General features: G+C 42.7%; 25 protein-coding genes. 17 read left to right on the top strand and 8 right to left on the bottom strand.

Annotation, left to right across the window (positions count from 1 at the left end; all coding sequences use genetic code 11):
* Window positions 1-96: 96 nt before the first annotated feature.
* Entirely contained in the window at window positions 97-294 is a 198-nt protein-coding gene (locus tag QR42_RS13370) for a hypothetical protein (RefSeq protein WP_024424878.1), read from the bottom strand.
* Window positions 291-1,562 (bottom strand): BaiN/RdsA family NAD(P)/FAD-dependent oxidoreductase, encoded by a 1,272-nt coding sequence (locus QR42_RS13365; RefSeq protein ID WP_039180746.1) that lies wholly within the window; start codon window positions 1,560-1,562, stop codon window positions 291-293. The genes QR42_RS13370 and QR42_RS13365 overlap by 4 nt, the downstream gene beginning before the upstream one ends.
* Before the next feature lie 175 nt (window positions 1,563-1,737).
* Here QR42_RS13365 and QR42_RS13360 point away from each other — a divergent pair, with 175 nt between their 5' ends.
* The gene (locus QR42_RS13360) at window positions 1,738-3,360 is read left to right on the top strand and encodes a putative polysaccharide biosynthesis protein (protein ID WP_039180744.1); all 1,623 of its coding nucleotides are present in this window, start codon (window positions 1,738-1,740) and stop codon (window positions 3,358-3,360) included.
* Between the two features lie 16 nt (window positions 3,361-3,376).
* Window positions 3,377-4,093 carry a pseudouridine synthase gene (locus tag QR42_RS13355; RefSeq protein ID WP_039180741.1) on the top strand — a complete coding sequence of 239 codons (717 nt, stop codon included), beginning with the start codon at window positions 3,377-3,379 and terminating at the stop codon, window positions 4,091-4,093.
* A 69-nt stretch (window positions 4,094-4,162) separates the two neighbouring features.
* On the opposite strand, the gene QR42_RS13350 is transcribed toward QR42_RS13355, so the two are convergent.
* Window positions 4,163-4,384 (bottom strand): DeoR family transcriptional regulator, encoded by a 222-nt coding sequence (locus QR42_RS13350; RefSeq protein ID WP_008356419.1) that lies wholly within the window; start codon window positions 4,382-4,384, stop codon window positions 4,163-4,165.
* Window positions 4,385-4,757: 373 nt separating this feature from the next.
* Complete coding sequence (locus QR42_RS13345; RefSeq protein ID WP_039180738.1) at window positions 4,758-6,056, bottom strand: NCS2 family permease; 1,299 nt, start codon at window positions 6,054-6,056, stop codon at window positions 4,758-4,760.
* Between the two features lie 95 nt (window positions 6,057-6,151).
* Between QR42_RS13345 and pepV the strand changes: the two genes are divergently transcribed.
* Both pepV and QR42_RS13335 read left to right on the top strand, forming a co-directional pair.
* Window positions 6,152-7,552, top strand: a complete 1,401-nt coding sequence (gene pepV / locus QR42_RS13340; protein ID WP_039180735.1) for a dipeptidase PepV — start codon at window positions 6,152-6,154, stop codon at window positions 7,550-7,552.
* A 29-nt stretch (window positions 7,553-7,581) separates the two neighbouring features.
* Window positions 7,582-8,199 (top strand): Type 1 glutamine amidotransferase-like domain-containing protein, encoded by a 618-nt coding sequence (locus QR42_RS13335; RefSeq protein ID WP_039180732.1) that lies wholly within the window; start codon window positions 7,582-7,584, stop codon window positions 8,197-8,199.
* Window positions 8,200-8,254: 55 nt separating this feature from the next.
* Here QR42_RS13335 and cysK read toward each other — a convergent pair whose 3' ends face one another.
* Window positions 8,255-9,184 carry a cysteine synthase A gene (gene cysK / locus QR42_RS13330; RefSeq protein ID WP_039180729.1) on the bottom strand — a complete coding sequence of 310 codons (930 nt, stop codon included), beginning with the start codon at window positions 9,182-9,184 and terminating at the stop codon, window positions 8,255-8,257.
* A 94-nt stretch (window positions 9,185-9,278) separates the two neighbouring features.
* Between cysK and thpR the strand changes: the two genes are divergently transcribed.
* The 4 genes from thpR to QR42_RS13305 all read left to right on the top strand — a co-directional run bounded on the left by thpR (window position 9,279) and on the right by QR42_RS13305 (window position 12,854).
* Window positions 9,279-9,830 (top strand): RNA 2',3'-cyclic phosphodiesterase, encoded by a 552-nt coding sequence (gene thpR / locus QR42_RS13325; RefSeq protein ID WP_039180726.1) that lies wholly within the window; start codon window positions 9,279-9,281, stop codon window positions 9,828-9,830.
* A gap of 25 nt (window positions 9,831-9,855) precedes the next feature.
* A complete protein-coding gene (locus QR42_RS13320; protein ID WP_039180723.1) occupies window positions 9,856-10,791 on the top strand; it encodes a hypothetical protein in 936 nt (311 codons plus the stop codon).
* A 48-nt stretch (window positions 10,792-10,839) separates the two neighbouring features.
* Window positions 10,840-11,769, top strand: coding sequence for a YegS/Rv2252/BmrU family lipid kinase (locus tag QR42_RS13315; RefSeq protein WP_039180720.1), 930 nt, complete (start codon window positions 10,840-10,842; stop codon window positions 11,767-11,769).
* 284 nt (window positions 11,770-12,053) lie between these two features.
* Window positions 12,054-12,854: a phosphotransferase family protein gene (locus QR42_RS13305; RefSeq protein ID WP_039183266.1), complete on the top strand. Its 801-nt coding sequence runs from the start codon at window positions 12,054-12,056 to the stop codon at window positions 12,852-12,854.
* On the opposite strand, the gene QR42_RS13300 is transcribed toward QR42_RS13305, so the two are convergent.
* Window positions 12,851-13,126: a YtzH-like family protein gene (locus QR42_RS13300; RefSeq protein ID WP_025092409.1), complete on the bottom strand. Its 276-nt coding sequence runs from the start codon at window positions 13,124-13,126 to the stop codon at window positions 12,851-12,853. The two genes, QR42_RS13305 and QR42_RS13300, sit on opposite strands and share 4 nt — an antisense overlap.
* Before the next feature lie 188 nt (window positions 13,127-13,314).
* Here QR42_RS13300 and trmB point away from each other — a divergent pair, with 188 nt between their 5' ends.
* From trmB to QR42_RS13285, 3 genes are all read left to right on the top strand, one after another.
* Window positions 13,315-13,956 (top strand): tRNA (guanosine(46)-N7)-methyltransferase TrmB, encoded by a 642-nt coding sequence (trmB, locus tag QR42_RS13295; RefSeq protein ID WP_039180713.1) that lies wholly within the window; start codon window positions 13,315-13,317, stop codon window positions 13,954-13,956.
* Between the two features lie 114 nt (window positions 13,957-14,070).
* Complete coding sequence (locus QR42_RS13290) at window positions 14,071-14,919, top strand: YtnP family quorum-quenching lactonase (protein WP_039180709.1); 849 nt, start codon at window positions 14,071-14,073, stop codon at window positions 14,917-14,919.
* A gap of 74 nt (window positions 14,920-14,993) precedes the next feature.
* Window positions 14,994-16,691: an NAD-dependent malic enzyme gene (locus QR42_RS13285; protein WP_039180705.1), complete on the top strand. Its 1,698-nt coding sequence runs from the start codon at window positions 14,994-14,996 to the stop codon at window positions 16,689-16,691.
* Window positions 16,692-16,732: 41 nt separating this feature from the next.
* On the opposite strand, the gene QR42_RS13280 is transcribed toward QR42_RS13285, so the two are convergent.
* Window positions 16,733-17,047, bottom strand: coding sequence for a PepSY domain-containing protein (locus QR42_RS13280; RefSeq protein WP_003217759.1), 315 nt, complete (start codon window positions 17,045-17,047; stop codon window positions 16,733-16,735).
* Between the two features lie 199 nt (window positions 17,048-17,246).
* Between QR42_RS13280 and QR42_RS13275 the strand changes: the two genes are divergently transcribed.
* Window positions 17,247-18,320 (top strand): M42 family metallopeptidase, encoded by a 1,074-nt coding sequence (locus QR42_RS13275; RefSeq protein ID WP_039180701.1) that lies wholly within the window; start codon window positions 17,247-17,249, stop codon window positions 18,318-18,320.
* Window positions 18,321-18,569: 249 nt separating this feature from the next.
* Here QR42_RS13275 and QR42_RS13270 read toward each other — a convergent pair whose 3' ends face one another.
* Entirely contained in the window at window positions 18,570-19,016 is a 447-nt protein-coding gene (locus QR42_RS13270) for a YtoQ family protein (RefSeq protein ID WP_024426182.1), read from the bottom strand.
* A 200-nt stretch (window positions 19,017-19,216) separates the two neighbouring features.
* Here QR42_RS13270 and QR42_RS13265 point away from each other — a divergent pair, with 200 nt between their 5' ends.
* From QR42_RS13265 to QR42_RS13245, 5 genes are all read left to right on the top strand, one after another.
* Window positions 19,217-20,245 (top strand): PTS sugar transporter subunit IIC, encoded by a 1,029-nt coding sequence (locus QR42_RS13265; RefSeq protein WP_039180697.1) that lies wholly within the window; start codon window positions 19,217-19,219, stop codon window positions 20,243-20,245.
* On the top strand, window positions 20,232-20,552 hold the full coding sequence (locus QR42_RS13260) for a thioredoxin family protein (protein WP_024424860.1): 321 nt from the start codon (window positions 20,232-20,234) through the stop codon (window positions 20,550-20,552). Before QR42_RS13265 ends, QR42_RS13260 begins: the two co-directional genes overlap by 14 nt.
* Window positions 20,553-20,572: 20 nt before the next feature.
* Entirely contained in the window at window positions 20,573-21,385 is an 813-nt protein-coding gene (locus tag QR42_RS13255) for a DUF1444 domain-containing protein (protein WP_084096428.1), read from the top strand.
* 16 nt (window positions 21,386-21,401) lie between these two features.
* Window positions 21,402-22,007 carry a YtpR family tRNA-binding protein gene (ytpR, locus tag QR42_RS13250; RefSeq protein ID WP_039180694.1) on the top strand — a complete coding sequence of 202 codons (606 nt, stop codon included), beginning with the start codon at window positions 21,402-21,404 and terminating at the stop codon, window positions 22,005-22,007.
* Window positions 22,008-22,203: 196 nt separating this feature from the next.
* Window positions 22,204-24,939, top strand: a complete 2,736-nt coding sequence (locus QR42_RS13245) for a DNA translocase FtsK (protein WP_084096426.1) — start codon at window positions 22,204-22,206, stop codon at window positions 24,937-24,939.
* Window positions 24,940-24,994 lie beyond the last annotated feature (55 nt).

Here is a 24,994-nt window from a genome sequence, read left to right as displayed (position 1 = left end):
TAGCTTAATATCCCCTAACTCAACTTATTTCAAACAAAAAGAGGCGAGCTTCTCACTCGACCTCTACTTTACCGTAACATGTTTTGCTTCCATTTATCAACTATCGATATGGGAAGACGATTTTTCCTCAATTCGTTTGCGAAGACGGTAGACATATTCTTTTAAACATACAGCGAAAATGGTAAACGCCAAAACAATGGCGACTTTTAACGGGGTAATCGACAGCTTCAAGAAAACAGCGGCTGTCAAACTAATAACGACCGCAAGAACAATCGGTAGTGCACGTCTGATCATTGAACTCTCTCCTTTGCTTCTAGTGCAGCATTCATGCCGGCAAGCCTGCCTGTCACAAGTGCTGACGTGATATTGTAGCCGCCTGTATAGCCATGGATGTCTAGAATTTCTCCGCAGAAATAAAGACAGGGCATTTTTTTAGACGCCATTTTCTTCGGTTCAATTTCCTTCACAGAAACGCCGCCTCCTGTCACAAACGCTTTGTCCAAGGATAGGGTACCATTTGCATGCACAATAAAATGTTTGCAATCATGGGCAAATGCACGCAGTTTATCCTTGGCTAGACCAGAGAATGTGTCTTGTGGATCAATACCGTTCCGTTCTAATAAAAACAATAAATAGCGTTCTTGCATCCAAGACTTGAGGACATTTTTAATGGCTTTCTTCGGTTCATCTTTTAGGTCACGATGAAGCTTTTGGAACAGCTCCTCGTCATTCAGCTTCGGATATAAGTCAATTTGCAGGCGGACTGCCGGCTGCTTTTTCAATTCTTTCACAACAAATCCGCTGCATCTAAGAACAGCTGGACCCGATAAACCAAAGTGAGTAAAGATCATATCCATGACATGTGTGACGACGGGTTTCCCTTTTTTATTTAAAACACTGACAGCCACACTTCTTAAAGAAAGACCTTGAAGCACTTTTTCTTTAATAAATCGTTCATCTGATGTGACCGGTACCTCTGTTGGGAAAAGCTCTGTAATGGTATGACCGGCTGCTTCTGCCCATGCATAGCCGTCACCAGTAGAGCCGGTATGCGGCACACTTTTTCCGCCGACAGCAATGACGACAGCCTTACTTGAAATTTTTTCATCATTATTTGTAACAATTCCAGCTGCTTGTCCGTCTTGATACAGAACCGTTTTAATCTTTTCGTTCGTTCGAATGGTGACATTGAGGGCGCGGAGCCTGTCTAGAAGGGCATCCACAACAGATTGTGCTTTGTTTGATACAGGGAACATACGTCCATGGTCTTCTTCTTTTAGTTCAATGCCAAGGTTTTCAAAAAATGAAATAATATCCTCGTTGTTGAACTCAGAAAATGCACTATATAGAAAACGGCCGTTTCCGGGAATATGCTTGATGATTTCTTCTACTGGAAGGCGATTGGTGACGTTACACCGTCCGCCGCCAGAAATGGCCAGCTTTCTGCCAAGTTTGTTTCCTTTGTCAATTAACAGAACAGTAGCGCCATGCTCTGCTGATGCAATCGCGGCCATCAGTCCAGAAGGTCCGCCGCCAATGACAATGACATCATAATGTTTCATGTTACATTCCTCTTTCTACTTTCAGTCATTTTTCTATTATAACGAAGATTAGGGAAGGCTGAAATATGAATTGATTGGTTTTGTGACTTCAGTATTGGATTTGTTACCTGTGTGTTGAATTGATGTGGTAAAATAGTTAAGTTGAATATTCATTAGAAAAATGGTGGTTAAGCGCATGTCTAATAAACTGCTTCGTGGTACGTTGGTTTTAACGATAGGGACGTATCTCTCTCGTATTCTTGGTATGATTTATTTAATTCCATTTAGCGCAATGGTTGGAGCTACTGGTGGTGCGCTATTTCAATATGGATACAATCAGTTTACGATTTTCATTAGCATTGCTACTCTGGGTTTTCCAGCAGCAGTGTCTAAATTTGTTTCAAAATATAATGCGATTGGTGACTTTGAGACAACACGAAAAATGTTTAGAGCCGGCATGTCTGTCATGCTTGTTTCAGGTATCATTGCTTTTAGTATTTTATATTTATCAGCCCCAATTTTTGCTGAGATACAGCTCGGTGGATCAACCGAAACTGGTGGACTAACGGTTGACCAAGTGACATATGTAATTAGAATGGTGAGTTTGGCTCTCTTAGTTGTCCCGATTATGGGTCTTATACGTGGGTTTTTCCAAGGGCATCAAATGATGGGTCCAACAGCAGTTTCACAAGTTGTTGAACAGATAGTCCGAATTATCTTCTTGTTGACGGCAACTTATGTCATTTTAAAGGTGCTTAACGGGGGGCTTGTCATCGCAGTAGGATATGCTACTTTTGCTGCTCTGATTGGTTCTTTTGGAGGTTTATTCACGTTATATGTATATTGGATCAAGCGGAAAGATAAATTACTTGCGATGCAGCCTAATTCTGGGCCAAATTTAGGCCTTGGATATAAAAAAATATTTATTGAGCTATTTAGTTATGCTGCTCCATATGTTTTTGTTGGATTAGCTATTCCTCTATATTCTTACATTGATACTAATACTATTAATAAAGCAATGATTAATGCTGGTTTTAAAGATATAAGTACTGCAGTACTTTCTATAGTTACTTTATATTTACCTAAGCTTGTAATGATTCCAGTATCATTAGCGACGGCATTTGGTTTAACATTAATTCCAACTATCACAGAATCTTTTACATCACGAAATTATAAATTATTAAACCGACAAATTGACCAAACGATGCAAGGCGTTCTATTTTTCGTGCTGCCTGCATCATTTGGTATCTCGGCATTGGCTGGACCGGTTTATTGGTTCTTCTATCCATCGGTTCACCCTGAGATTGGGATCTCCATTTTGTTCTGGTATGCACCTGTTGCATTATTGTTTTCTTTATTCACCATTAATGCAGCGATTCTGCAAGGGATTAACAAACAAAAATTTGCCATCGTTAGTCTTTTGTTAGGGATCATTATTAAAACGGTTCTAAACATCCCGCTGATCAGCTGGCTGCAAGGAAATGGTTCTGTACTGGCAACAGCATTAGGCTACAGTGCGTCTATCTTGTATATGTTTATCATGATTAAACGACATGCCGGCTATTCGTTCCGCAGAATTTTCAAACGTTTTATTCTGATTGGCATTTTAACAGCGATCATGGGTGTGGTGGCATTTATGACAAGTCAGCTTGTGAACCAAGTGATTTCTTATGAAGGCGGAATTGTACAAGCGGGTATCGTCATTTTGATTTCCATGATCACTGGCGGCGGTGTGTATATGTTCTTATCTTATAAGGTGGGATTACTAGAGCGTGTACTTGGCAGCCGTATGCCGAAATTTTTAAGAAAAAAGAGTTAAGAAGAGGTAGATATTCATGAGGCTTGATAAATTACTTGCTAACAGCGGCTTTGGTTCAAGAAAAGATGTGAAAAAGCTTGTCAAGGCCCGGGCGGTCACAGTGAATGGGGAAGTGGCGAAGCAGGTGAAAGATCATGTTGATCCATCAAATGATGAAGTGCTCGTACACGGAGAGCGTGTAGAATATAAAGAATTCATTTACTTAATGATGAACAAACCGGACGGGGTGATTTCAGCAACTGAAGATCTGCGGGATGAAACGGTTGTGGATTTACTCGAGCCGGAGGATATCGCAAGGGAGCCATTTCCTGTGGGGAGACTGGATAAGGATACGGTCGGTCTCCTTCTCCTCACAAATGATGGACAGCTTGCTCATCAATTACTTTCTCCAAAAAAGCATGTGCCAAAAACGTATGAAGTTCATTTGAAATATCCTTTAGGTGATCAAGACATTAAACGTCTTGAAGAGGGTGTTGTTATCTTAGATGATTATCACACGAAGCCGGCGAAGGTCGAAGTAGATGCGAATGAAGAGGAAGATACACGCATCCGATTGACGATTACTGAAGGGAAGTACCATCAAGTGAAGCTGATGGCCCAAGCGGTGGGAAATGAAGTGATCTTTTTAAAAAGGCTCACAATGGGGGCTGTCTCATTAGATGAAGATCTAGCACCTGGAGAGTACCGTGAATTGACGGATGAAGAATTAGACAGATTAATGAATCGTGAATAACGTAAGAATAAAAGAAAAGAACCGGCATATCGCCGGTTCTTTTTGTTATATGGACAATTCATTATACGCTTAAGATGATATTTTTACTTTTTTTCTCGTTGTTTCCCATTTGCCTCTGCTTGGACTATGAACAAGATCGTTATAGGCAAGCACGTTTAAGTCTCTTTGAATGGTTCTAGGTGTGATCCCGAATTCATCAACCAGCTCTTGTGTCGTCACAAGACCTTTCTCTTGAATGAACATATAAACTGATTTAATTCGAGTCATCATACGGTTTGTTGAAGGTTTCAAAAAACCACTCCCTATCAATAAGATCGGATGGACTTGACTAACCACAACTTACTACACTAAAACTGCGAAATAAGGACATGCAACAATGGTAAATGTTCGTGTTTCTTAATGTTTTATTCTATTATACACGTTATTATGCATCTAGTTCCACCAAAAAGTCAACTTTACGTGTTTTTAAACTTGTCTTCATGAAATGAAATATGGTATATATCATGATTTGAATCCGGTTACAACCCAATAATGATAAGGGATACGATAGAAGCTGCCACGTTCAAACGTTCGAAAAATAAACTCAGAAAATTTACAAAATAAAAAATTCAGTGAAGGCCAAAAAAGGCACATTCCATGTAAGGATGTGCCTTTTCTGTTTCTGTTATCCTTCTAAGAAAAAGAGCTGAATGAAAAATAACACCGCAAAGATGAGAACAAGCACATGTACTTCTCTCCATTTCCCTTTCGCCAATTTCACAAGCGGATATGAAATAAATCCAAGTGAAATTCCTGTAGAGATACTAGAAGTCAGCGGCATCGAAAGAATGACAAGAAAAGCAGGGAATGCCTCGTCTAGTTCGTTCCAGCGAATGCGTGACACCGAGTTCATCATCAAGCAGCCAACAATGATTAAAACAGGTGATGTGATGGATGGTAAAGACGAAATCGCTTGAACGAGCGGGCCAAAAAATAATGCCACAATAAACAGTGCAGCGACCGTTAAAGAAGTCAGCCCAGTTCTTCCGCCAGCAGCAACGCCTGATGATGACTCAATATAAGCAGTGGTTGGGCTTGTACCAAACATAGAACCAACCGTCGTTGCAGCAGAGTCAGCGAGCAGGGCTCTGCGCACTTTTGGCAGCTGGCCGTTTTTCATTAATCCGGCTTGTTCGGCAACGCCGATCATAGTGCCTGTTGTATCAAAAATCGTCACCAGTAAGAAGGAGAAGACGACAGCATATAAATGATGAGAGAACACATCACCAAAGGCAGCGATTGGATTGGTAATCAGCATGCCTTCAGGCAGTGCAGGGACGTCCATCAGCATTTTAGGGAAATGAAGCTGGCCTGTTGCGAGCGCAATCAATGTAGTCGCTAACATGCCGATAAACAGTGCACCATTTATTTGCAGAACCATTAAAATAACCGAAATCATTAAGCCGACAAGCGTTAAAACGACAACAGGCGAGCTTAAATTGCCAAGCTTCACAAGGTTTTCTGGATCAGCAGCAATGATTCCAGACTGACGGAGGCCGATGAACGCAATGAAAAGCCCGATTCCTGCTGTAATGCCGTACTTTAAATTATCTGGAATGGCTTGAATGAGTTGTTTTCTAAGGGATGTTAACGATAAAATAATAAAGAGTATACCAGCAACAAATACCGCACTAAACGCTGTTTGATAGCTGATGCCGCCACCGCCGACAACGGTAAAGGTGAAATAGACATTCAGCCCCATGCCTGGTGCAATGGCAATCGGATAATTTGCAAATAGTGCCATCCAGAGCGTACCGACGACAGCAGCGATGATTGTTGCAGTAAAGACTTGGTCAAAAGGAATACCTGCTTTTGAAAGAATTCCTGGGTTGACGGCAACAATATAGACCATGGTAAAGAATGTCGTCATACCAGCGATGATTTCTTTCTTTATGTTGGTTTGATTTTCTTTTAACTGAAACATAAAATCCTCCATTTACGAACATTATTACAAAACAATTTATATAATATTCGTTTTAAGGGTGGATTGCAACCTTTTTTCAAGGAGGAATGGAAAAAATGAATTGGGAAGCTGAAGTAATACGAAAAAAAGATGACTTGATCAAGGACACACAATCTTTCTTACAAATTGAAAGTGTCCTTGATGAAGAAGGCGGCAAAGAAGGAAAGCCATTTGGTGAAAAAGTCGATGATGCCCTCAAATATATGCTGAAAAAAGGGGAAGACGAAGGCTTCACAGTCAAGAATGTCGATGGCTATGCAGGTCATATTGAATACGGGGAAGGCGAAGACATCGTAGGTGTGCTGTGCCATGTGGACGTGGTGCCTGCTGGCGACGGCTGGACAACCCCGCCATTTTCAGCGGACATCAGAGAAAATAAAATCTTTGCACGCGGGGCTATTGATGACAAAGGCCCAACCATGGCAGCGTTCTATGCGCTGAAGATCTTAAAAGATTCTGGTCTGCAGCTGTCGAAAAAAATCAGAATGATTATTGGAACAGATGAAGAAAGCGATTGGCGTTGTGTGGACCATTATTTCAAGCATGAGGCGATGCCGCAAATTGGATTTGCACCAGACGCCGATTTTCCGATTATTCATGCGGAAAAAGGAATTATTGATGCCACCCTGTCATTTACATATCAAAAAACAGCGAATCATCAGCGCTATACGCTTAAGCAATTTACATCGGGTATGAGGCTTAATATGGTGCCAGATGAGGCAGCTGCTGCTGTGACTGCTGCACAGGAACACGATGCTGAATCATTAAAAACGGCCTTCGAAGCCTATCTTGCTGATCATCAATTATCTGGTGAGGTAAAAAGCACAGCGGATGGACTGCATTTTACATTAAAAGGGGTATCCGTTCATGCTATGGAGCCGGCGCATGGGACAAATGCGGGCATTCATATGGCGAATTTCTTATGCGGACATGAATTAGATGAGCAGGGACTTGCCTTTACTTCCCAAATCAACGCTTTATTTGATCAGGATACAAGAGGGAAAAAGCTTGGAATTGCTTGCAAAGATGATATTAGTGGAGATTTGACATTGAACGTTGGGACAATCCGCTATAAACAGAATGAGGAAGCAAAGCTAGGGTTAAATGTCCGCTATCCAGTAACTGCAGACGGCAAGGACGTCAAAAAAGGAATTGAAAGCATCAAAGGGGCGTCCCTTCTAAAATTCGAAGACAGCCCTCCGCATCACGTCTCAAAAGATCATCCGCTTGTGAAAACCTTGCAGCGGGTATATGAGGAGCAAACGGGAGATCCTGCAACCCTTATTGCCATTGGGGGAGGAACGTATGCGAGATCTTTAGAAGCTGGCGTTGCCTTCGGACCTCTATTTCCTGGAAGACCAGACTGCGCCCATCAAAAGGATGAATATATTGAAATTGATGACTTACTGAGAGCAGCAGCTCTTTATGCACAAGCTATGTATGAATTAGCAAAATAGAAATTGGAAAAGAGAAGAGGGGATTCATAGTGAAAAAAATGTTCTTATGCTCTTCATTCAAAGACAGTTATTCTCTCTTGTCTGACTTTGCAGGTGAATCATTAAAAGGTAAGCGTGTGACTTTCTTTCCAACGGCAAGTGCTGTAGAAGAAGTCACGCACTATGTGGAGGCAGCGAAGGAAGCCTTTCAGAAATTAGGCATGCAGCTTGAGACTGTGCAGGTAGATGAACAATCCGTAGAAGAGATCACACAGATGATCAAACAAAATGATGTGATCTATGTTTCAGGAGGCAACACTTTTTATTTATTGCAGGAGTTAAGAAAGCAGCGTCTCGATGACGTGTTGAAAGAAGAAATCAACAAAGGCAAGCTGTACATCGGAGAGTCTGCGGGGAGTATCATTATGGCGCCGAGCATTGAATATATCTCCATGATGGATGAGCAGGAGAAGGCGCCGGAGCTTTCATCATTTCAAGGTTTCAATGAAATAAGCCGCTATCCAGTACCGCATATGCACAATGCCTATTTAGGCGAGGCTGCACAGCTAATCATGGAGAAGCATCAGCAGACACTTGATTTATGTCCGCTTACTGATGAACAGGCTTTACTCGTCACAGGGGAGCAGGCTGAGGTGAAATCTGTCTAAGCATCTTAACCGTGAAAGAGAAAAAGGAACAGGGATTCATCGCCCTGTTCCTTTTTTAATCTTGAAAAACATCACTTGATAAGTATCGTTCACCCGTATCTGCTGTCATACAGATCACGATTTGATTTGCCGGCAATTGCTTCGCTGTTTCAATGGCTGCATAGCAAGCCGCCCCAGAGGATGGGCCTACTAAAATGCCTTCAAGCATAGCGAGCTCCCGTGTGATGTGGTACGCATCTTCGTCGCTTACTTGCACGATCTCATCATAGACATCCTCGTTTAAGATGTGGGGGATAAATCCTGGGCTTGTGCCAACGAGCTTATGTTTGCCAGGTTCCCCGCCAGATAAGACTGGAGATCCCTTAGGTTCTGCTACACGGATGGTTAAATGAGGGAATGCCTTTTTTAATTCCTCTCCAGTTCCTGTAATAGTACCGCCAGTTCCAGCTGTTGCGACAAAGGCGCCAAGGGGCTGTCCAAGTTGTTTCACAGCTTCCATGATTTCGACCGCTGTTGTTCCTCTATGTGCATCTGGGTTTGCTCTATTGTCAAATTGCATCGGAATAAAGCTGTGAGGAATTTGAGCAGCCAGTTCTTCCGCCTTGCGGATGCAGCCTGGCATTTTTTCTTCTCCTGGGGTTAAGACGACCTGCGCCCCGTATGCCTTCAAAATATTGATTCTTTCCTTTGTCATCGTATCAGGCATGACAAGGATAGCTTTGTAGCCTCTTGCGGCAGCATTCATGGCTAAACCAATCCCTGTATTCCCGCTCGTAGGTTCAATAATGGTTGCTCCTTTTGTGAGTTTCCCTTGTTTTTCTGCCTCAACGATCATATTGTAAGCCGCGCGGTCTTTGACACTTCCGCTAGGATTAAATGATTCCAGCTTTAAGTAAACAGCCGCCGCATTTTCTGGCTGGAGCCGCTGTAATTTGACAAGCGGTGTATCGCCAATCAGCTCAGCTATATTTTGTGCAACTTTCATCAGATGACACCCTTTCTTCTCATTCCGCATTTCTTTAGTTATACTATCATCAATGGGGATTCGTAAAGTTTGTTAAAAAAGGACAGGTGATATTGTGTCAGAAAACCGTCATTATTTTATAGGGATTCACATCCCTGAACAACTTGCGCATCAAATCAAACAAGACATTGATCAAAGGAGCGGACTGTTCTATCAAAAATGGACAGCACCACATGATTATCATGTAACCCTTGTCTTTTTAGGCGCCATTCCAGAAGAGCGTTTAAAAAAGATCATCCAGCTGCTTGACCTCCTTTCAAATGAAGCATCTGCATTTCCACTAGAGCTGAATGAGGTAGGGCAGTTTGGTGCGAAGGAACGCCCGAGAGTCTTTTTTGCAAAGCCTCATGAAAGTGAGCTGCTCATGCATTTAAGAGAAAAGGTAAAGGAGGCTGTCTTGTCAGCAGGACACCCTGTTGAAAAGAGACCGTTTCATCCGCATATGACGATTGCACGCAAATGGAATGCGGATGACCTTTATGAAGAACAAGCGCCTTTACGCAAAGAGCCATATGTGATGGAGGTTTCGCGTATCACTTTATTTGAAATACGTCCGAAGGAAACCCCTCGTTATCACGCAATCAAACAATTTACATTACATAAATGATTCTAGAAGTTGGAGTGAGCAGCAGATGGCGCAAATTATCAAAATTCAAGATTATATATCACGATATGAACAAGACCCGCATCACTACATCAATCAATTCAATCGGTTGAAAAAACAAAGATGGGACGAGTTGAAAAAGGCTTCAAAAGAGGAGGCGCAGCAACCATTTGACCAAATTCCTCAACAAGCGCCTGAACAGGAGGAAGAAAAGAGAAAGAAATTCTCCTTAAAGAGAAAGCAAAAAGAAGCCGATATGAAAAAGGAACGGGACCTAAGTCTTTTTAACGAGCCGACAGATATAGAGCAAGGGGTTTTCAGAAACGTCCCTACCGATGAAACGAAGCTGATTCACTTTTTTAAGGATCATCTCTTTGAAGTGCAATTAAAATGGGCGAGCTCAACGATTTCACATATTTCAACCGTCTCCCATCATATTCGATATGATGAAAAGCTGCGAATGCTGGCGAGGCAGCTTCCAGATTCTTATTTTGTGATGTACAAGCCGGTGCTGCTCATTCAAAAAGCTGAGATGGAATTATGTCCAATACTCATAACGCCGCTCGAAGTGATCTGTTTATCCTTCTTAGAGGCCGAGCCAGACAGCGTCTATATCGGAACGAAGGAACGTTTTTGGGAAAAACGGGCGACTGGGAAAGCTGTTCAGTCTGTCTTAAATCCTTGTGCAAGCCTTCTGCGTTCTGGCACCGTTGTGTCAAAGATCTTACAGCAAAGTGGTGTAGACCTTCCTGTGAAAAAAATTCTCATCAGCCGAACCTCTTATATTGATTTACCTGAAGTTCCATATGGGATGGAGGTTATCGATAAGAAGAAGGCAGAAGAGTGGTTTGAAAAGCAGCGGAAAAATACGGCGCCGACAAAGCATCAGCAATTTAAGGCGACAAAGGCGTTGCTTGCTTATGGTGAAACAGACAGCAAAAGAAGGCAGGAATGGCTCGATTAAAGGCATGATGGAAGGTCACGAAAAATGAGACCCGAGTGGAGCTAATATATGAATGAATGGTACTTTATCGTTAATCCAGAAGCAGGACATGGAAAAGGACTCCGCACATGGAGGAGCATAGAGAAAGAATTACAAAAGGTGGAGGTCTCTTATCGATCGTTCCTCACCCAGCATGAAGGCCATGCCGAAGTTTTGGCAAGACAAATCAGTGCCATGCAGGATGACAGGCTGAAGCGATTGATTGTTATTGGCGGTGACGGAACGATTCATGAAGTGCTGAATGGCTTAAAGGAAATCGATCATGTGCAGCTTAGTTTTGTCCCTGCTGGTCATTGGAATGATGCTGCGAAGGGTCTCGGTATCCATCGTCATGATGTCCTAAAAGAAGTGAGAAAGCAAAAAAGAATGCTCACCAAAACATTTTCTCTCGGCTCCTTTCAAGATCATGCCGAAAGTCCGCAATCTGTTCTTTTTCTCAATCATATCGGTGTGGGGTTTGATGCACATGTGCTGAGGAAAACGGTGCATTTTAGAGGAAAAAAGTGGCTGAAACGGCTGGGGCTTGGCTTTATCATCTACCCGCTGTCATTTCTCCATTCTCTATGGTCGTTTAAGCCATTTGATCTTGCGTTATTTATTGAAAATGAGAAGAAAGTCTTTCGACAAGTGTGGTTTGTGATCGTATGCAATCACCCGTATTACGGGGGAGGGCTGGAAGCAGCACCGGAAGTGAGTGCAAGGCAGCCAGGCTTTCAAACGATGGTTGTCACAGATTTGAATCCATTCAAAGTCCTCTTGTTTCTAAGTGCAATGGTGTTTCGAAAGCACCTTGGGATGAAGGGGGTTACCCTGTTTCAGCATGAGGAAGCGTACTTAGAAGCAGATGAAAAAATCTTATTTCACGCAGATGGAGAAGTGATCGGTGCAACGCCTGTCTTTGTGAAGGCAAGTGAACGATCCTTAAAATTACGTGCTTAAATAACTTGCGGTATGTCCGCAGTCAAAGAACCATGAAAAAAGGCTTCTTTTTCGTAAGGTTCTTGTCCTGATTTTTTAGTTTTGCTTGACGAGTATAAGAAGGTAACGATAAAATCTATAGGACGGCTATTGTTTAGCATCTCATTCTCAATAGCTGTCCTTTTTGTTTTTATGATCATATAAATAAAAAAAGAAACAGCCAATTGATCCTCAATCGGCTGAATTTTGTCGACTAAAAAAGCAAGATTTAAAATATTTTAAGAAATGATGGGTTGAAAATTGATATGAACTGGTTGGGACAAATATTAGGTAGCGAATGGCACATCTCTCCGGCTGGAGGCGCTACGGGAGATGCGTACTTCGCAACACACAATGACCAAAAGCTATTTTTAAAACGCAATACGTCACCGTTTCTTGCGGTTTTGTCAGCTGAAGGCATTGTGCCGAAGCTTGTCTGGACAAAACGCATGGAAAATGGAGATGTAATTACTGCACAGCACTGGCTGAGCGGTAGAGAGCTGAAGCCGAAGGACATGAATGATCGTCCTGTAGCAGAGCAGCTAAGAAAAATTCATACATCAAAAGAATTGCTCGATATGCTGAAACGATTAGAGAAGCACTCTCTAGATCCAGAATCCATTCTGATGCATCTAAAACAGTCCATTTTAAACGAGCAAATTGTTTCACAAGACATCACGCTTGCCATCCAGTATTTAGAGAAGCATGTGGAGGCTGTCCATTTTGAGGACAAGGTCGTCTGTCATTGTGATCTCAATCATAATAATTGGCTGCTGACAGATGAAAACCAGCTCTATTTGATCGATTGGGATGGGGCGATGATTGCAGACCCAGCGATTGATCTTGGACCGCTTTTATACCATTATGTTGAGGAAGAGAACTGGGAAAGCTGGCTCTCTATGTACGGCGCCCCGCTGACGGACAATTTGCGAAAGCGCATGGCGTGGTACGTGCTCGCTGAAACCGTATCGTTTGTCGTTTGGCATAAACGAAAAGGGAATGAAAAGGCGCAAAAAGAAGTGCAAGCGGAGTTAAATGCACTTTTAAAAAGGTTAAACATCCATTAAGACAGTGGAATGTTTTCGACCCACTCAGACAGATGTGATTGATGCTCCTCGATATGTGCATCAATTGAACTGACAGAGGTGCCCTTTTGGCTGTAATCATAAATATCTGTTAACAGCTGACGGATGTCGGGATCCAGATCTTCTTTTGCCAGCATTAATTGAATTACGCGTCCCACCTGTTCATATTCTGCAACAGTCCCGCAGCAATCCAGCTGGTGATCGGTTAAAATATCTTTGATTAATTGAAGCTGATGTTGACGGTTTAAACCCATATAAATGCTCCTTTCCTGCGTGTCATTTATGAGGTTAAACTGTGCAATCAGCGCCCAATTTATACATGCGGCAGACCAGCTCAAGCGAAGGGCTGGTCTTTTTATATGGACATAGAAGATGCTGTCTTGCGGGTCTTTATGTTTCATGGTATCTTGATAAAATGTAAAGAAAATAGAGGTGTATCAAATTGAGAATGCGACATAAACCATGGGCTGATGATTACTTAGCTGAGAATGCTCATATTGCTTTAGCAAATCCCGAGCAATATAAAGGGAAATGGCATGAGCTGTTTGGAAATGATCATCCAATCCATATCGAAGTTGGGACAGGAAAAGGGAGCTTTATTGCTGGAATGGGCAAGCTTCATCCTGATATCAACTATATTGGCATTGAATTATTTAAAAGTGTCATTGTGACGGCAGTAGATAAAATCAAAGAGACAGATGTTGAAAATGTAAAGCTTTTGAACATCAATGCTGAGACGCTGACAGATGTGTTTGCGGAAAATGAGATTGACCGGGTGTATTTGAATTTCTCTGATCCGTGGCCAAAAGCAAGACACGAAAAGCGCAGATTGACGTTTAAAACCTTTTTAGAGCGATATGAACATATTCTTCGTCCAGGCGGTGAATTACATTTCAAAACAGATAACCGCGGGTTATTTGAATATTCCTTAAAAAGTTTTTCTGCCTATGGCCTTCTTTTAACGTATGTCAGCCTAGATTTACATGAGGACGGCTTAGAAGGAAACGTGATGACTGAATATGAAGAGAAATTCTCATCTATGGGACAACCCATCTATCGATCAGAAGTCAAATTCCCAGAATAACAAGTGACATCAAGCTGGCTGCAAAAAAATTGCAGTCAGCTTTTTTTATGAAAAGATTGGTGCATGCGATTTTTGGCTGTATTTGCTACGATAGAAAAAGGAGGGATGACAGCAATGGAGACAATGAAACTAGGTGAAATGGAACTGTTTTGGTTAAACGGGGGAGATACGCACATGGACGGCGGTGCGATGTTCGGTGTCGTGCCAAAGCCTTTATGGTCAAAAAAATACCCGGTTAATGAACGCAATCAAATTGAATTACGATGTGATCCAATTCTCATTCGGTGGAAGGGACTGCATCTGTTAGTGGATTCGGGCATCGGATCAGGGAAGCTGACAGATAAACAAAAACGCAATTACGGCGTGACAGAGGAAACCAAATTGGAAGAATCTCTAGCGGCCCTTGGTCTGCGCCCATCAGATATAGATTACGTATTAATGACACACCTGCACTTTGATCATGCCAGCGGATTAACAAAACGTGAAGGCGATAAGCTCGTGTCTGTTTTTCAGCAGGCAAAAATCATCACATCGAAAATCGAATGGGATGAAATGAGAGCGCCGAACATTCGCTCAAGAAATACATATTGGAAAGAAAACTGGGAGCCTGTGGCAGATCAAGTGGTCACATTTGAAGAAAGTATTGAAGTGATAGAAGGCATCGAGCTGCACCATACAGGCGGCCATAGCAATGGTCATAGCATTTTAACGCTCACAAGTGAGGGCGAAACAGCGATTCATTTAGCTGATATCATGCCAACACACGCTCATAAAAATCCACTTTGGGTTTTGGCATATGATGATTACCCAATGACGTCGATTCCAGCCAAGCAAAAGTGGCAGGCATTTGCAGAAGAAAAAAATGCGTGGTACTTGTTTTATCATGATGCCATTTATCGTGCTGTAAAATGGGACGAAGATGGGCAGATCACACAAGAAATCAAAAGAGAAACAGGAAGATAAAAGATCATCTGTATGTTTTTTTCGCCTTTCACACAAAATAACGACAAAATGAACTTGTGAAAGGAAGAGTGCAGGTGAACCAATTTTATCGTGTACATGGTGATGTGATCGAAACACCATTAAGAGGGATGGAAGTCATGTCAGTCCCTTATTTAAACAAAGGGGTTGCATTTACAAAGGAAGAGCGGAAGGAGCTCGGGTTAAAGGGATTTCTTCCGCCTAAGGTTTTAACTTTAGAGGATCAAGCAAAGCGTGCATATGAGCAGTTCAAGGCACAGCCGGATGAGCTAGGGAAAAATGTGTATTTAACATCACTTCATGATAGAAACGAAGTGCTTTTTTACAAATTACTTAATGAGCACTTGGCGGAAATGCTTCCGATTGTCTACACGCCGACTGTAGGAACGGCTATTCAGCGTTATAGCCATGAGTATCGAAAGCCGAGAGGGCTTTATTTATCGATTGATGATCTAGAAGGCATGGAAGAAATTTTTGCTTCTTATGGTGTTGATGAATCAATTGATTTAATCGTTGCAACTGATGCAGAAGGCATTTTAGGCATCGGAGACTGGGGCGTTGGCGGGATTGCCATTTCAGTCGGGAAACTTGCTGTTTATACAGCTGCAGCAGGCATTGATCCTAGCCGCGTGCTGGCGGTAGTGCTTGATGCCGGGACGAACCAGGAAAGTCTCTTAAATGATCCGCTTTATGTTGGAAATCAGCACTCCCGCGTTCGAGGAGAGCGCTATGATCAGTTCATTGATCAATATGTCGAGCTTGCCCGTGCTACTTTCCCAAATGCACTTCTTCACTGGGAAGATTTTGGTACAAAGAATGCCCGTGCGATATTGGAAAAATATAAGGACCGCATTTGTACATTTAACGATGACATTCAAGGAACTGGCGCCGTTTCACTTGCTGCAGTTATGGCATGTGCAAAAGCTTCGAAGGTCCCGCTGAAAGATCACCGTATCGTCATTTTTGGAGCGGGTACGGCAGGTATTGGCATAGCCGAGCAAATCCGTGATGCGATCGTCAGAGACGGAGTCAAAGAAGAGGAGTCCTATGATCATTTCTGGTGTATTGATAAAACGGGGCTGCTCACAGATGATTCACCTGACATTCAGCCATTTCAAAAGCCGTATGCAAGACGTTCTGACGAAGTAAAGGATTATGCCCGTAATGGTCCAAAGCATTCGATTGATCTATTAGAGGTCGTCAAACAGGCGAAACCTACAATCTTAATTGGCACCTCGACGGTCGGAGGAGCATTTACAGAGGAAATTGTAAAAGAAATGGCGTCACACGTGGAGCGCCCTGCGATTTTACCGATGTCGAATCCGACACCTCTTTCAGAAGCAAAGCCGCAAGATCTGATTGAATGGACTGAAGGACGCGCACTTGTGACAACGGGAAGCCCATTTGATCCTGTTGAATATGGAGGCGTCACATATGAAATTGGACAAGCGAATAATGCCCTTGTCTTCCCAGGTCTTGGTCTAGGCACGATTGTGTCAAAAGCCAGGTTGATGACAGACAGTATGTTTGTTGCGAGTGCTGAAGCCATTGCAAGCATGGTCAATGTGGGGAAGCCGGGTGCAGCGATGCTGCCAAGTGTCGATCAGCTTCGAACCGTTTCAGCAACAGTGGCCGTCCGTGTAGCGCAGGCAGCAATTGATGAAGGAATAGCAGAAGAAACGCCTGATGACCTCCTTCAGGCTGTGCAGGACGCGATGTGGCATCCTGTGTACAAAAAAATCAAAGCCATATAAAAAAAGCTTCGCAAGGACATGTCTTTGCGAAGCTTTCTTGATCAAGCAACAGAATCAATTACATCAACGATCATGCCTGTTTTGGCATCAATCATCACTTCATACTGTTCAAGCTCGCCAAAGGCAGAGCGGGTAATGCCAGATTTGTACACATCAATCGTTTCACCATTTACGGTATACGGTTCTGGTACAGTATAAATCCAAGAGCCATCAATCGGGCCGCGCTGTTTAAAAGCAGATTTCACAATTTTTAATGCTTTTTCAGACGAGATATACGTAGGGAAAAATACTTTCTTTGCAACAATTGCAGCGGCTACTCCAATACTCGCACCAATCAAAACATGTTTTAACTTCAACGTGCTGCACCTCCGTATTGCTGTTTTTTCCATTATACAAAACTTGTCCATTGATGTTAAGGAATCCGAATAATTGAAAGCATATTCAAAATTTCTAGAGAGATACTTGGAAAACCGAAAGAATTCTTATAGTATAAAGTGAGTGTTATTTTTATAGGAATATATATGGTCATTACATAGAAACGAGGTAAACTGTAGAATGAACGAAGAAACATTGTCACTTTTCCGAAATTTAACAGAATTACAGGGAACTCCAGGAAATGAGCACCATGTGCGTGCTTTTATGAAAAAGGAACTTGAGAAATATTCTGATGAACTCATTCAAGACCGTCTTGGCGGAGTGTTTGGCGTACGTAAAGGGCCGGAAAACGCACCGAAAATTATGGTAGCAGGTCATATGGATGAAGTCGGATTCATGGTCTCATCGATTACGAAAAACGGAATGATTCGTTTTCAAACACTTGGCGGCTGGTGGAGTCAAGTCATGCTGGCGCAGCGTGTGGACGTTCATACCGATCAGGGTCCAATTCCTGGTGTCGTCTCGAGTACACCTCCTCACCTTCTCACACCAGAACAAAAAAGCAAACCTGTGAAACCGTCAGATATGCTTATTGATATTGGTGCAGACAGTGAAGAAGAGGCAAAAGAGCTTGGCGTTCGCCCAGGACAGCAAATCGTTCCTGCAACGGTATTTACCCCAATGGCGAATCCAAAAAAGATTTTGGCAAAGGCTTGGGATAACCGTTATGGCTGCGGCCTTGCAATTGAATTATTAAAAGAATTAAAAGATGAATCACTTTCATGCCAGCTGTATTCAGGAGCAACTGTTCAAGAGGAAGTAGGGCTTAGAGGAGCTGAGGTAGCTGCAAATATGATTCAGCCGGATCTTTTCTTCGCTTTAGATGCAAGTCCTGCAAACGATGTGACAGGTGACAAAACACAGTTTGGCCAGCTTGGAAAAGGTACACTTCTGCGTATTTTTGACCGCACAATGATTACGCACCGCGGAATGAGAGACTTTGTACTCGATACTGCTGAGACAAACAACATTCCATATCAATATTTCGTATCACCGGGTGGTACGGACGCTGGACGTGTTCATATTTCAAACCAAGGTGTGCCTTCTGCTGTCATTGGGGTTTGCGCACGCTACATTCATACAAGTCATTCTGTGTTACATGTGGACGATTACGCAGCGGCAAAAGAGTTAATTGTCCGCCTAGTGAAAAATTGTGATCAAAGTACAGTGGATTCTATTTATCAACAAGTATAAATAGAATAGAAAAAGGCTGCTTCTTCAATGAGAGCAGCTTCAGCGTGTAGACAAACCCTCGCATTCTTTGTCAGTCCTGCGTGCCGGTGCTCACGAATGTACAATTCGCTCCGCTCCGGTACTCGTCCTTCCTAGGGCTGCAAAGGTTTTCTAACACGCTGAAAAGAAGACAAAGGGCTAAAATAAAGATCATTTTAGCCCTTTGTCAACAATCTGAGGCTGCTTCTTCAATAAGAGCAGCCTTTTTTCTTATTGCTGTTCAAACACGTAAGATAGCGCCTTGATCGCTTGGTTTACAGTTTCCACAGTGATATTTGCTTTGTTTGAGAGTTCTTTTAACGGATGGTGCAGCTCTTTTGGACGGATTAAAATAAGAGGTTTCCCTTTTGCAATCGCAGCAGATGCATCCATAGCTGTGTTCCACTGTTTATATTTCTCACCAAAGCGCGCAATGACGACATCTGCTTTGTTTAATAAAATTTCAGTACGAAAATTGTTCAAATCAGAAGCTGCATCATCTTTGAAAATGGCATTCGGCTGCTCACCTAAAATATCCTCACCGATGTTATCTGAGCGGTCATGATTTTCCATTGGACCGACAAATGTCACCGGAAGTTTCAAAGATTGGCTTTTTTCCTTGATTTCATCGCGCCACTGGCTATGAATTTCTCCAGCTAAATAAACAGTTAATTGCATAACGAACTCCTCCTTTTGTACAAACTTAGTAAAGGTTTGTCCTGTTTCTTTTCATGTTACACAAGAAGTGCTTGATAAAGCAAAAAAAATATGATTATGATATTCATGGTAGAGACTATTTTTCATCGTAAGAATACTACATATAATGGGAAGGACAGGCCTCTTCGTCTTTCCTATGAGAAAGCAGGAAGACGACGTTGATGACTTATTTGAAAAGAAAGGGGATCTCCCTTTCGCCAAAGGTGTATTTCATTGATGCACTTTCTTATATGGCTTTAGGTCTATTTGCTACATTAGTGGTAGGTCTGATTTTAAAAACAGCAGGTGGTCTGTTATCACTTTCTCTCATTGTGAAAATGGGTACGCTTGCTATGGGTCTGATGGGGCCGGCAATTGGCGTAGCAGTTGCTTATCGCTTAAATGCTTCTCCATTAATCATTTTTGCAAGTGTTGTCTCAGGTGCCGCTGGAGCAGAGCTTGGGGGACCAGCCGGAAGCTTCGTGGCTGCTCTAATTGGGGTGGAAATAGGCAAACTGGTTAGTGGTGAGACAAGAATTGATATTATCTTAACGCCGCTTGTCACCATTATCACTGGCTTTTTCACTGCTGCTTTCATCGGTCCTGGCATTCAGGCGATGATGACAGGGCTTGGCAGACTTATCATGTGGGGGACAGACCAAAGCCCGCTGATCATGGGCATGCTAGTAGCGACCATTGTTGGACTTGCTCTCAGTTCTCCGATTTCAAGTGCTGCACTTGCGCTCATGCTTGACTTAAGCGGAACAGCTGCTGGTGCTGCAACGATTGGCTGCTGTGCTCAGATGGTTGGCTTTGCTGCTGCAGGTTTTAGAGAAAATCGCTTTGGCGGGCTTGCGGCTGTCGGCATTGGGACGTCAAAGTTGCAGCTTTCGAACATTGTGAAAAACCCCCTCATCCTGATTCCGCCGACGATTGCTGGTCTGATTCTCGCGCCAATTGGTATTATTGGCTTTGGGATGGTCAATAATGCGGCAGGAGCGGGAATGGGAACGAGCGGGCTTGTTGGACAACTCATGACCCTCACTGTCATGGGGTTTCATCCATCTGTATTTCTGGCGATAGCTCTCTTGCATATCGTTGGCCCGGCAGTGATTAGTTTGGTAGTATCAGAATGGATGAGAAAGAAAGGCTATATACAATTCGGAGATTTAACCATACAAACTGGAGGAATGAAACATGAAAAAAATTGAATCTAACGAAGAATTACAAAAAGTGATTCAAGAAGACTTAACGGTATTGCTATTTTCAGCTGACTGGTGCCCGGACTGCACATTTATTGAGCCATTCTTGCCAGAGCTTGAAGCAAACTACCCAGAATTTGAGTACTTCTATGTCGATAGAGACAAGTTCATTGACACTTGTGCAGAGTGGGAAATTTACGGCATTCCAAGCTTTTTAGTCTTTAAAAACGGACAAGAGATTAACCGCTTTGTCAGCAAAGATCGTAAGACAAAGGAAGAGATAGAAGCATTTTTAACAGATTCTCTTTCTAAATAACGAAAGGAGAGTCTAAAACGATGGCAAAAATGACATCAAGACAGCTTGCGAATGAACTCAAAAGCCGTCTGACGAACGACAGCTGGTCACACCAGTTTGATCGGGAAAAAGATACGCTTCGTATTGAAGATAAACAAACAGGCAAAGGCATCACACTAGAGCTCCCGCCAATTATTGCAAAGTGGGAAGTAAAGCCTGATGAAACAATTGATGAGATTGTTTATTATGTGAAAGAAGCGCTGAGTGCGATGAAAGGCGAAGCGCAGCACATTTCAGGAAAAGAAAAGCAGATCTATCCGGTCATTCGTTCCACTTCCTTTCCTGAGGCATCAAGTGATGGAATTCCGCTCGTATTTGATGAGCATACAGCTGAAACGAGAATCTACTATGCACTTGACCTTGGAAGCAGCTACCGATTAATTGATGAAAAGATGCTTCAAAAGGAAAACTGGACAAAAGAACGAATCAGAGAAACTGCAAGCTTCAACGTCCGTTCACTAGAAACTGTAGTGAAAATGGATGAAGTGGCAGGCAACCAGTTTTATTTCTTCCGCGCAAATGACGGGTATGACGCCAGCAGACTTTTAAATGAGTCGTTATTACAAGAATACGCGCAAAAAATAGAAGGACAAATGGCGATTTCTGTTCCTCATCAAGATGTATTCATCATTGCAGATGTTCGCAATGATTCAGGCTATGATATTTTAGGACAGATGTCGATGAGCTTCTTCGCCAGCGGTACGGTTCCGATTACCGCATTGTCATTTTTGTATGATGAGGGTAAGCTTGAACCGATCTTTATACTTGCAAAAAGCAGACCAAAACAGCAGTAGAAGGGAATTTTGAAGAATGAATGTTTTTTATAATGCAGAAGGTGTAGGCGACACACTCCTTATTTCATTGAAAGATGTGACGAGAGAAGAAGTAGGACATGAGACGTTTGGAGATGTTGTACGAATCTTCAATCAAGAAACAAAAGAAACAACAGGCTTTAATATCTTCAATGCATCTACTTACATGAAAATTGAAGAAAACGGATCTGTCCCGCTTTCTGAAACCATTGTTCAAGATATCAATGAAATTTTAAACCGCAACGGTGTCAGTGAAACGTTGACTGTGGATCTATCACCAAAATTTGTTGTCGGCTATGTAAAGGAAAAAGAAAAGCATCCGAATGCAGATAAATTAAACATTTGCCAAGTTGATGTGGGCGATGAAACCTTACAAATCGTGTGCGGTGCACCAAACGTTGACCAAGGCCAATATGTCGTGGTGGCAAAAGTCGGCGCAGTGATGCCAAGCGGTATGGTCATCAAAGATGCTGAGCTAAGAGGGGTTCCATCAAGCGGCATGATTTGTTCAGCAAAAGAGTTAGATCTTCCAGACGCACCTGCTGAAAAAGGGATACTTGTTTTAGATGATAGCCATCAAGCTGGCGAACCCTTTAAAGCATAACCTCCCATAAACGGGCACATAGGAGCGAAGAATGTGTTATACCAAAAGTCACTAAGTACGTACTTAGTGACTTTTTTTCATCTACAGACAGCATGAACAGCATAAACCGGCACTTTTCTCGCTTTTCTGCATGAAAAAGCAATGGTATACTAAAATTCGCCCAAGAAAACGTAAGGGGAGTTAAAGTGAGTGATAAATGATGAGTTGGTTAGATAAATTTTTTAGTGTATTTTTAGGAGAAGAAAAGAAAGAAGAAAAAGCTGTAAGACCTGAAGAAGATCTAGCTGCACCAAAGCAGCCAGCTTTTGAACAGCATAAAGAATATAAAAAAATCGAAGATACGAAAGTGTATTATGAATATCCAAAAGGCAACTTTCGGTTTCCGCTCGTTCCAGATGAACCTCTGCGTGACGGAGTGAAGCCGGAGAGAAAACACGCCAAACCAAGACAGTCAAAGACCAGACAGACAACCTATCAGCCTAAACAAACGCTTCAGCCTGATATGAATAAAAAGCCATTCAAGCCAGAGCAAATTCCATCACCGATTTATGGCTACCATCAGGATATGCGTCCAAAAAAGGCAGAAGCAAAAGAAGAAGCAGGATCAGTTCAAAGGAAAGCAGCAGAAGAAACGGCGCAGCGTGTCACACTGTTATCAGAAGAGGCAGAGCGTGAACGGAATGTCAGGCAGCAAATGAACATCCCATCTATTCAGAAAGAAAAACGTATCGAGGAAATGGTTTCAGCATCAGCAAAAGAGAGAGCGGATAAGGAGCCAGAAGTAATCCCGCATACATTGCAAGAGGAACTCGCTTATCAAGATCATGTTCAATCGACGATGGAACGTTTAACAGACGAGCCTTTCCAGCTAGAAGAAAACGAGCCAGAAGATCATCATGAAGCTGATTTACATAAGCAGCAAGCCGAAGTCTATCAGGAGCAGGCGGTACAGTCCGAGCCGGAACAGGCTGCCACCAGCGATGAAGAAGAAATAAAAGACGAGCCTGTCCATCAGTTTGAAGATCATACTGAGGAAATAGACATGTTGACCTTCGAAACACCGGAACCTTCGCAGCCAGCGATTGAAATGGAAGCAGACATTCTAGCAGAAGAAGCAGCGGCGTTAACAGAAAATATGTCAGTAGAACCAGTGGAAGAAGTAGAAGCTGATCCAATAGAAGACAAACAAAAAGAAGCGTCCGCGGCAGCATTTGAAGAAGCTGAGCCAGTCAAACATGACCTGCAGGAAGATCAGCTGGTTCAAGAAGCTGAAATTGAAGAAGAAAACTTGATGCCAGTAGTAGAACAAGTAACAGAGGAACAAACTGCATCTGAACCGGCAGAAACGGTCATAGAACAGACAGAGCAGCAAGAACAAACGCACGAAGTCAAGAAAGAAGAACCAAAACAGACATCTCCACAGCCACCGCGCGCAAGCGGTCAAACCTCTACGGTTCCGTTTAATGTCATGATGTTAAAAAGCGATCAGCGCGTGCAAGGGCAAAAGAAAGCAGCCGACACACAAGGGTATGTTTTTCCAAGTCTCGCCCTATTAGATGTACCGCCAGCTCAAAAAGAAGAGGACGGGACATGGGTGAAAGAGCGGGCAGAGCTGCTTAATGCGACGCTTAAAAATTTCAATGTAAGAGCAAGTGTTGTCCATGTCACACAGGGCCCTTCTGTGACAAGGTTTGAAGTACATCCAGAACCAGGTGTCAAAGTGAACAAAATTACGAACCTGTCAGATGATATTAAACTTAGTTTGTCCGCAAAGGATATTCGAATTGAAGCACCGATTCCAGGAAAGAACACGATCGGGATCGAAGTGCCAAACCTGCACAGTAAAATGGTGTTCTTAAGAGAAATGATCAGAAGCAGTGCATTTAGGGACAATCCATCTCCTTTAACAGCAGCACTTGGATTAGATATCTCAGGCCAGCCTGTCGTGGTTGATCTGCAAAAAATGCCGCACGGCTTAATTGCTGGAGCAACTGGTTCAGGAAAAAGTGTCTGCATCAATACGATTTTAGTGAGCTTAATGTTTAAAGCATCACCAGATGAAGTGAAAATGCTCTTAATTGACCCTAAAATGGTTGAATTAGCGCCGTATAATCACATTCCGCATCTTGTGAGTCCTGTCATTACCGATGCCAAGACAGCAACAGCTGCTCTGAAATGGGTAGTGGATGAAATGGAAAGACGCTATGAACTATTTGCACACTCTGGCGTGAGAGAAATTAAACGATTCAATGAGCTTGTAAAAGAAAAACAAATGGGTGAAAAACTACCTTATCTCGTCGTGGTGATCGATGAGCTGGCTGATTTAATGATGGTCGCACCAAATGAAGTCGAAGAAAGCATCTGCCGAATTGCTCAAAAAGCAAGAGCATGCGGCATTCACTTATTGATTGCGACACAAAGACCTTCTGTTGATGTCATCACAGGTCTCATTAAAGCCAATATCCCAACAAGAATTGCGTTTTCTGTTTCAAGTCAGGTTGATTCAAGAACGATCATTGACATGGCCGGTGCTGAAAAGCTTCTTGGAAAAGGAGACATGCTCTTCTTAGAAAATGGCTCCGGCAAGCCGACAAGGCTGCAAGGGAACTTTGTATCAGACCGTGAGATTGATCAAGTGGTGGCACATGTGAGAAAGCAGCGCAAGCCAGTGTTCCTTTTTGAACAGGAGGAACTAATGCTTCAAGGCTCTGCGATTACAGACGAAGATGAATTGTTTATGGATGCCTGCCGTTTTGCCATCGAGCAGAATAGCGCTAGTACATCAAGTTTGCAGCGAAGATTTAGAATTGGCTACAATCGTGCAGCTAGACTGATTGACATGATGGAGCGCGAGGGCATGATTTCTGGTGCGAAAGGCAGTAAGCCAAGAGAAGTACTCATGACGCTGAGTGACTTAGAACAGTTGACCTAAACAAACCACTTCATTTTTTTTATAAACATGGTATGATAGCACATAGGTGCAATTT

This window comes from Bacillus sp. WP8, from assembly GCF_000800825.1.
Taxonomy (GTDB): Bacteria; Bacillota; Bacilli; order Bacillales; family Bacillaceae; genus Bacillus; species Bacillus safensis.
This window is presented reverse-complemented; position numbering and strand designations above follow the sequence as displayed.